We start from the raw sequence: 8,577 nt of genomic DNA, 5'->3' as shown, positions 1-8,577 counted from the left end.
GGGAAAATAGGGTTATTCCCGATCGCATGAAAGATATCTCCAGTCGCATCAAGCATTTATTTATCATGATCGATGAGATTACTGGGGATGAGGGAGGTGTAGAATTTTTAAATGGCATCAACGAGATACTAGACAGGTATGGATTGAAAAATAATGCTTACGGGTTTAATACAAAGGTGATTGTTGCAGATGCTTCTATCGTTGACAAGGCTGTAATTAGCCAACACTTAAGCGATACCTCTGCTGAACCGGATAAAATCTATTTTCGGAAAGCTAAAAATTCAGGTTTACCTCTGTCAGTCGAGCATTTTAAGTTTAAGGAAACTGACGCGACTGTCATTAATACTAACTCGTATCCTGCTAAAAGCTTAAGCATGACATACAAAGTTTTCATTGAATCTTGTAAATTTAATGAAGATGATTTGCTAAGGCTAGAGACTGATTTAACCAAGAGTATACAAGGCGAAATCTTACAGGATATAGAATCTCTGTTACAACGCTCTGATATTGAACAATTGATAGTTTATATTCAAGATAAACAAAAACTGGGTAATTTGATAGACAAGATTAGATCACATCGAGGTGAGTTTGAAAAAGGAAGAGATTATATCGAAATACACGCTGATATTGGTGAGGAGGAAAAAGAGTTAGTTCAAAAATGGAAAAAAAATGCGAAAGTAGTATTTATGACTGCTTCAGGTAGTCGTGGGTTATCTTTTCCCAAGGCTAAACACATTTTGGTTGAGATTCCGAGGTTTGAAATAGAGAAAAACCTGATGGAATTGATTCAGGTAATTTATCGGGGGCGCGGAAAGGATGAGATTGATAATCAGGACAAAGAATTAATTTTCTATTTGGGCGATCGGGTAGTGTATTTTGAAGACAACAAAGAGATATCAATACAGGAAAGTAAACTGAGCCTTTTAAATATTCTGTTGATTTTGAAAGCATCTATAATGACGCGAATTTATGGTTGCGGGCAAGTTGGTTCCGATAAGTTTATCATTATACCGATCGGCGGCAAGTCTGTATTGGCTGCTGGCGAAACATTTTCGTCCCAAATGAAAAAGCTAATTGACTTGTTGAAAAGCGAACACAGGAAGAACAGGAGCGATCGGCGTTTACCACAGGTCTATAATAGTCTAGAAGATTTACTCGGTCAAGCTGATTTTGCATTGAGAAATAATGTTGAGTCTAGTGGTAAATCTCAGACTTCGTATCTTGCACAGCGCGAGTTTTTCAACAATCAATTTTTCCAGTTAGTAAGTGAAGGTTTCGATAAGTTATTAAGCCTTGACAACCTGGAACTCGGCTACATGAGTGGTGGTTTGTTAGTTGTGCCGACTGCATCGAAGACTTTGGAGGAAACATACATGATGCCTCTGGTAAAAATAGCGAAAACAGCGAATAGTGAACTTTGGCAGAATATGCAAACAATTAGCCGTAGTAATTTCTATTCGGAGACTTTACAATTTGCAATTAAAGATGCGATGGAGTTAGTTCAAAAACTGACAAATTCTGTGGAGAAAACACAGAGATTTGAGCAAAGCAGCCAGCGAAATGACCAGTATTATGCTTTGCCATTGTTTGCATTTATTGCTGGTGAAGTATTCAGGGAATATTTTGCCAGCAACCCGGAAGAACCGAAATACCAACATTTTAGAGAGATATTGACTCAATATGTCCGGGCGCTGTACCCTGTTGGTAATGTTTTACCTATTGGAGACAAGTATCAAGATTTCCCATTTGTTGTGTTTAGGAGTTATAGTTTAGAAGAAGTCAGGGAAAAGATATTTACGGATAAGTATCTTTTGAGTTCAAATGAGTTAAATATACTAAATTTAATTTTGTCTGAAAAAATGTGAAATCGGGGGTTGACAGGGTGAACGTTTTAAGATTGGATAATAGCGATTTAGTAACGGTAGATTATGGCGATTTGCTGGACAAAATTTTAGAAGTTTTGCAGGAGAATAACCCGTTTAGCATTTCGGGCGATCGCAAACGTTTACTAATAGATATTGACGAGGTAGCTAACCAAACAGCAAGTTGCCAACAAGTTCATAATTCTTTGGGTGATTCAGAATTTCAAGCAGATTCTGCTACGGTGAACTTTCTCCCGGAAGTTGAGGTGCGTTTTCGCAGTCAAGTTAGGGATATTCAAGCTTGTTTGCGCCATAAGTTAGAAGCTGTTTTGGGAAATAGTATTGCAATTGAACAGTTTGCAGCTAGTTTAACCAGTCCCCTAGAGTCTTTTAAAGGTAAGGGAAGTGAGTTAGGTTTTAAGTATGATTTTGGCAAATGCTATGATGGTTTGCAGAAACAGAAGCTGAGTTTGGAATGCTTGGATTCTGGTGTTGATTCACTTTTAAAGTTTCATAAAGTAACTATTATCGTCCGTAATGCAGATATTTTTCAGGAAGAGTTGAAAGCAGGTTTAAAGAATTATATTGCTGAAAATACTGATAATCAAGACTATCGGGAAGAACTTAATTCCCTGCTTGATGAAATGGTGGAAAATCAAACTTCTGATTTTCACCGTCTGGTGCGAGTTGTGGATCGGGAAACTCTGGGACAATTGAAGAAAGAAGCGAAAATTACTTACTTGGAATATCTTTTAGAAAATATCGATCCTGCTACAGAAAATGTGCGCGGTTTAATTTATTTGAAAGATTTGATTCGCCGTCTCAGATTGATGGAAGCATATATTAGTGATATCGATAAAGCTGACGGCTATTACTCGGTTAACTATCAGGGAACTCAGGTTAATTATAGAGATATGTTTTCGCGATCGGAAGCTTTGGATGCGCTTCCCATCATTCCAATTATAGCAGGTAGTCTGGGAGAAACTACGGATGATTCTGGGGGCGACCGCCAATTTATTTTTGGCCTCAAACTCAAGTTTGGCAATCCCGTACAATCGCGTGGGGGCGATCGCGTATTGGACTACTATCTTAATTTGTTAAATCCCGACAGCGAGGAACATCTCGCCGCATTGGAGGCACCAGCAGATCGTGAGAGTTTTTTCCGCAAAGTATTAAAAATAGCGTTTTTATATCACTTTGTCTTTGCTTCGTCTCAGAACCCGCTAGCAGACAATTACAGCCAAGAAGCTGAACTGGAATACGATCCGATCGCAGGATTTGAGCGAGTAGTTTTGCCGACATTGCAGAGTTCTAACGAACCAAATAAAAAGCAGCTTTTCCGCAATTTTTTTAAGCGTTTTCAAGAAATCAATGTCACCTACAAAATCAACTGTCTCAAGCAATTGCTGCAAAAGTTTATCTTAGATCGAACTATTTTACCATCTCGAACAGAACCGCGACAGATTCTGATTAAAAGAGGTCTACTTGAAAATATAGATAAGATTTTGACAACCGGAAGATTTTTCAAGGAGGTTGTGGGGCGCAATCCCAAGGAAACGCTTCAGTATATTTCGGTGGGAAAGCCGAATATCAACCCAAGAGCAATCTGTCAATTGCCTCTGAATATTACTATTGAAGATGTGCGTTATTTCCCAAGTGATGAATCCCAAAGTTTTAGCATGGAATATAACATTAAAGGCATCCAGTCTTTACCAGTCATTTGGGTTCCTAAAGCAGAGCGTTCTAGAGAGGTTTTTTATAAAAATTTTCATAATAAATCCGTCGTATTTCCCTATGACAACCGACGCTTAGACAGCAAGGGAGGTTTCAAACCACAAGCGGCTTTTGTTTACAAGTTTGCTGTTTCGCTGATGTCGTATATTTGCCTGCAAATATTGTTAGATAAATTACCAAATAATTTATTTGTGCCGATGGTGAGACTTCATGAAGGCGACTCAAAGAATCCCTCACATTCGGAAAAGTTTATCGGACATTTTTCTAAGACCTTATGTCATATTTTGAGCGAAAAACACCGAGCAAACTCCAAAGGATTCCGCATCAGGGGAACTCCGAGCGGTTTGACAATCCGAAACGGTTTGAGTTCCCTGTATTCAATACTGCCTAAAAAGTTTCGATTTAACAACGTGCAGCTATCTCCAGAGTTGGATAATTTAGCGATTATTGCAGTATCTACCAGGGACAGCGATGTGAGAAAGGGCGGGATTCGCGATCGCAGAAAAGCCTGTTTGATTGGCGAAATCACCGGAATCAGGCGTCAAGAAGATGATAGTATTCAGGTAGGAATGCTGAAAACTTTTTCCGAAAACTATAGCCTTCAGCATCTTTATACTCAGCCGTCAATTCTCGCAGATATTGTCAGTCAGTTATACAATCGAGGATATCGAAATTTTTTATATATCTCGCAAGCACCTTATATGAGTACCCTGCACATCACTCAAAATGATGAAGACGATCGATTGTTTTTTATGTCAAAAGATATCATCCGAATTTTGAAAGGAGAGCGGGAAGATATTAGAGTTTACCCGGTATTTTTTGATAAATACTACGTCCACAGTCCCCAAGAGCATCGGGGAGAATCTTTTTATATTCAAGATACAGCGGAGCTTGCGGACTTGTTTGCGGATAGCAGCAAGCAAGCTGCTGTGTTTTTCAATTTGTTTAACGGGATTAAAGTAGAGCAAGGTGAAAAAAACTTTTACAGTGGAGTGATTTCCTATTCGACGCTATTGAATATTTACGAGGGAATTCTCGACGACCAAAATATTCGTGAAGGTTTGATTTATAATGGTACAATGAAAGATACTTTACTGCACTATTTGACAATATTTCACTTTTCTCGGTACGAAGCCCGTCAAAAAATTAGTCTCAAGTTAGATCCGTTCGATCGCATTATTGGCAATGACTCAGTTGGTGCTTTATCTGAATTCAGTCACGCGGGTGGTAGTGCTATTTTTAATTCGCTGGCATTTTTGAATAAGGTAAGAGAAGTATTGAGCGTAACTCAGACGGTATAATAATCAATAAACCAAAACACTCAGTCAAACAAATATGGCAGTCAAAGTAGGAGATACCGCACCGGATTTTACCTTAACTTCGCAAACTGGCGCATCAGTCAGCCTCAAGGATTTTCGAGGTCAAAAAAACGTCATCGTCTACTTTTACCCGAAAGACGATACACCGGGATGCACGGCGGAAGCTTGCGCTTTTCGGGATAGTTATGAAGTTTTCAAAGATGCAGGTGCAGAAGTAATTGGGATTAGCGAAGATTCGCAGCAGTCTCACGAGAAATTTGCCTCGAAATATCAGTTGCCATTTACACTATTGAGCGATACTGGTAATAAAGTTCGGCAATTGTACGGCGTTCCTGCAACAATGTGGATTATGCCCGGTAGAGTAACTTATGTCATTGACAAACAAGGGGTTGTCAAGCATATTTTTGACTCGATGTTGGATTTTAAGGCTCACGTTTCGGAGGCGCAGAAGACTTTGGAAGCTATTAAAAGTTAGGTGGAAAAAAACCAAGAAAAAACTAAAGTCCTTACTACGAACGAAAGGTTTGTAGTAAGGACTTTAGTCCTGAATTGCTAACGACTTGCAGCCATTAACAATTAGAAATTATCTAGCTTTTGCCAACACTAGATTTTTCGTGTGTTGCGCTTTCAGCAGTTTTGCCATGTTTGCTATTACCGTTACCGTTGCCGTTGCGCGGTTGGATAACTCCATAGCCACCGCGAGTCTTGCGTTCGTAGAGCACGTTAATTTCGTCTGTTTCGGAATTGCGGAACATATAGAAATCGTGATCTATAACCTGCAATTGTTCTAAAGCTTCTTGCACAGTCATTGGAGGCATGGCAAAATACTTAGTCCGCACTACCTCGGCAGGAAGTTCGGGAGTTCGATCGCCAATCAAATCCTCTGCTACAGGATGTTCATCAACCACCGCAATTGTTTTGGGACTGCTCTGGATTTTGTTGTCGTGGCGTTTTTCCTTAAATTTCCGCAGTTGACGAGCGATCTTGTCGGCAACCAAATCGATGCTGGCATAAAGGCTTTCCGTGCTTTCTTCAGCCCGAATCACGCTGCCGTTAGCATAAATTGTCACCTCAGCAGTGTGCTTAGGATTGATCCTGGGGTTACGAGCCACCGACAGATGAATATCGACTTCTGTAGTCAAAGTTTGAAAATGGCTAACTGCCTTTTCAATCTTTTGGTTGACGTACTCGCGAATCGCATCGGTGATTTCTATATTTTTACCCTGGATAACAAGCTTCATAGAGCTCCCTCCCTTCTGTAACTTGGGTATAGTTTATACAATAGCATTATGTATTCAACAAAACACTTTTCTTTCAATTTTTTTTATATGTTGACAATTCTTGATTTAAACTGTGCCAATATTCCGTAAAAACACTATTGATTTTTTTCATGCTTTCCCCTACTGTACCTCAACACCTAAATGCACAACCCTGCTTGCTCCTCGATTGGGGACAAGTGCCCTACTCCCAAGCTTGGGAAATCCAGCAAAAACTGGTGCAAGAGCGCCGGGAAAATCCTGATTTGCCTGATGTGCTGATTTTGCTGGAACATCCGCCGGTTTACACTTTGGGATTGGGATCGAAGTTGGAATTTCTGAAATTTGACCCCGATCGCAGTCAGCCGGAATTGCACCGAATTGAGCGGGGCGGCGAGGTGACTTATCACTGTCCGGGCCAGTTGGTGGGCTATCCAATTTTAAATTTGCGCCGTCACAAACAAGATTTGCACTGGTATTTGCGGCAGTTGGAGGAAGTGCTGCTGGGAGTGCTGGAAGTTTCCGGGATCAAGGGTTCGCGGGTGGCGGGAATGACAGGGGTTTGGGTGGATGGTACCAAGGTGGGGGCGATCGGGATTAAAGTCAGCCGCTGGATTACGATGCACGGTTTTGCCTTAAATGTGTGTCCGGATCTAACAGGTTTTGGGCAAATTGTACCTTGCGGGATTCCCGATCGACCCGTTGGCAGTTTGGAGCAATTTATACCGGGAATTGAGGTCGATCGAGTGCGATCGATCGTTGTCGCTGAGTTTGCTCGCGTTTTTGGAGTCGAAATTGTGCGATCGAACCTGTAGGGTGCATAGCTGTCAACCTTACTATTAACGATCGTAGTGCGATCGCTCTTGAATCATCAAAAACATCAGGCTTAATTCCCCACCCGATCGCTTAAAAACTCCAGACTAAGGATGCCAAATATCGAATCGAATTAACCAGGCGGTATTTGCAAGACTTGCGCGTATTGTAGAGATAATTTTAACGGTCTGTACTTACTGACTGAAGAATTGAGAAAATTGGTGGTACAATACGAGACCGCGCGCTTCTCTAACCAGAGAGAGAAGCAAGACCTATGCAGAAATACCTCCTAAGAGTTTTGCGATCGCCCCTAGCGTCAGCTAAGATTCTTGTTAGTTAATTGCGATCCGCTCAGGAGAAAAAACTTATGGCAGATATGTCCGGTCAAGATCCCTCGGAAATTAAAATGGCGACGGTTGATGAAGAAAAAAAAGGCGCAGCGTTTAGCGGTACGGTCATCCTTGCTATGGATTCCGAGGGTGGGGAAGTCGTTTTCTTCAGAGACTTTTTGATTGAAGATTATCAAGGCGAACTTACCGCTTATCTAGCAACAGATGGCAATCTAACGAAAAGCATCGATTTAGGCGAACTCAAGCATACAATCCCCAGCTTTAAGATGCCAATTCCGATGGGAACGGATACATCGCCCTACAATACAGTCGTCCTGCGCGACGAAAAAAGCAAGAAAAAAATTCTGACTATCGATCTGTAAAAATTGTATATCTACCAGTAAGATCCTATAGGTCTGCATTAAGGAATATCCGTTTCCCTACCGCACTCTCACCTTCGGAAAAACCTTTTTTTTCCTGAAGTCCGATCGCTCTTAAATTAAGATGCGTCACTTTCGATCGAACAGCGCAGTTTTGCGATCGCTCGTCAAGTGACGCATCCTAATTTTTAAAACGGAATCGGATCGTAATCGGGATTTTCCGGCTCGTTAGACGAACTCGAAGAGCGATCGGAATCGTAATTTAAAGGCTGCGAGTTCCAATCAGAATTAGACGGGCGGTTAGCGCCCGCTGGAGGGCTGCTAGAACTGCGGTTGCGCGAGCCTAAAGGAACCACATTGCTCGGCACGTTCGCCGGGGCGCTGTCGCGAATTTGAGCCTGTTCCGGGGCATTTCTAGTTGCGGGAGCAGCACTCGCGGCCTCGGCACCGACACTGTAAATCCTTTGGGCTGTCAGTTCAGCGCGCTTTTCTTTAATACCATCTATTTCCATCGTATTCATACCCAGCCGACCTTCAATAATCACCCGATCGCCCTCGCGATATTTATCGTGAATTTCTTGAGCCAAATTACCCCATCCTATCACCTTCAAACGTTCGGGCGGATCTTCAGGTTTTGGGCCTGGAAACTGCACCAGCATCTCAGCGATGGGAACTTGATTGTCTGGAGTATAACGGAGTTGCGGTTGTTGAGTTATTTCCGCCATTAAAATGCAGCTATTCATAACTTAATTTGTCAGTTGTCAGTTGTCAGTTGTCAGTTGTCAGTTGTCAGTTGTCAGTTGTCATCGGGAATGGGGCATTGGGACTGGGGCATTGGTCAGTAGTCAGTAGTCAGTAGTCATTAGTCATTAGTCATCGGGAAT

Annotated in this window: 7 protein-coding genes; 5 read left to right on the top strand and 2 right to left on the bottom strand. The window is 41.6% G+C overall.

The window, feature by feature from the left end; all coding sequences use genetic code 11:
* From WBA89_RS28455 to WBA89_RS28445, 3 genes are all read left to right on the top strand, one after another.
* The coding region (locus WBA89_RS28455) for a helicase-related protein (RefSeq protein WP_424410977.1) at positions 1 to 1,865 on the top strand (1,865 nt) is incomplete at its 5' end.
* Between the two features lie 17 nt (positions 1,866 to 1,882).
* Positions 1,883 to 4,897: a hypothetical protein gene (locus WBA89_RS28450; RefSeq protein ID WP_424410976.1), complete on the top strand. Its 3,015-nt coding sequence runs from the start codon at positions 1,883 to 1,885 to the stop codon at positions 4,895 to 4,897.
* A 34-nt stretch (positions 4,898 to 4,931) separates the two neighbouring features.
* Positions 4,932 to 5,390 carry a peroxiredoxin gene (locus WBA89_RS28445; RefSeq protein WP_424410975.1) on the top strand — a complete coding sequence of 153 codons (459 nt, stop codon included), beginning with the start codon at positions 4,932 to 4,934 and terminating at the stop codon, positions 5,388 to 5,390.
* A gap of 112 nt (positions 5,391 to 5,502) precedes the next feature.
* Here the strand turns inward: WBA89_RS28445 and hpf are convergent, their stop codons facing one another.
* Positions 5,503 to 6,156, bottom strand: coding sequence for a ribosome hibernation-promoting factor, HPF/YfiA family (gene hpf / locus WBA89_RS28440; RefSeq protein ID WP_424410974.1), 654 nt, complete (start codon positions 6,154 to 6,156; stop codon positions 5,503 to 5,505).
* Between the two features lie 149 nt (positions 6,157 to 6,305).
* Between hpf and lipB the strand changes: the two genes are divergently transcribed.
* A complete protein-coding gene (lipB, locus tag WBA89_RS28435) occupies positions 6,306 to 6,986 on the top strand; it encodes a lipoyl(octanoyl) transferase LipB (protein WP_424410973.1) in 681 nt (226 codons plus the stop codon).
* A 365-nt stretch (positions 6,987 to 7,351) separates the two neighbouring features.
* On the top strand, positions 7,352 to 7,696 hold the full coding sequence (locus tag WBA89_RS28430) for a hypothetical protein (protein ID WP_424410972.1): 345 nt from the start codon (positions 7,352 to 7,354) through the stop codon (positions 7,694 to 7,696).
* 185 nt (positions 7,697 to 7,881) lie between these two features.
* Here WBA89_RS28430 and WBA89_RS28425 read toward each other — a convergent pair whose 3' ends face one another.
* Positions 7,882 to 8,436 (bottom strand): single-stranded DNA-binding protein, encoded by a 555-nt coding sequence (locus WBA89_RS28425; protein WP_424410971.1) that lies wholly within the window; start codon positions 8,434 to 8,436, stop codon positions 7,882 to 7,884.
* Positions 8,437 to 8,577 lie beyond the last annotated feature (141 nt).

This window comes from Microcoleus sp. (genome assembly GCF_049646505.1).
Lineage (GTDB): Bacteria > Cyanobacteriota > Cyanobacteriia > Cyanobacteriales > Microcoleaceae > Microcoleus.
This window is presented reverse-complemented; position numbering and strand designations above follow the sequence as displayed.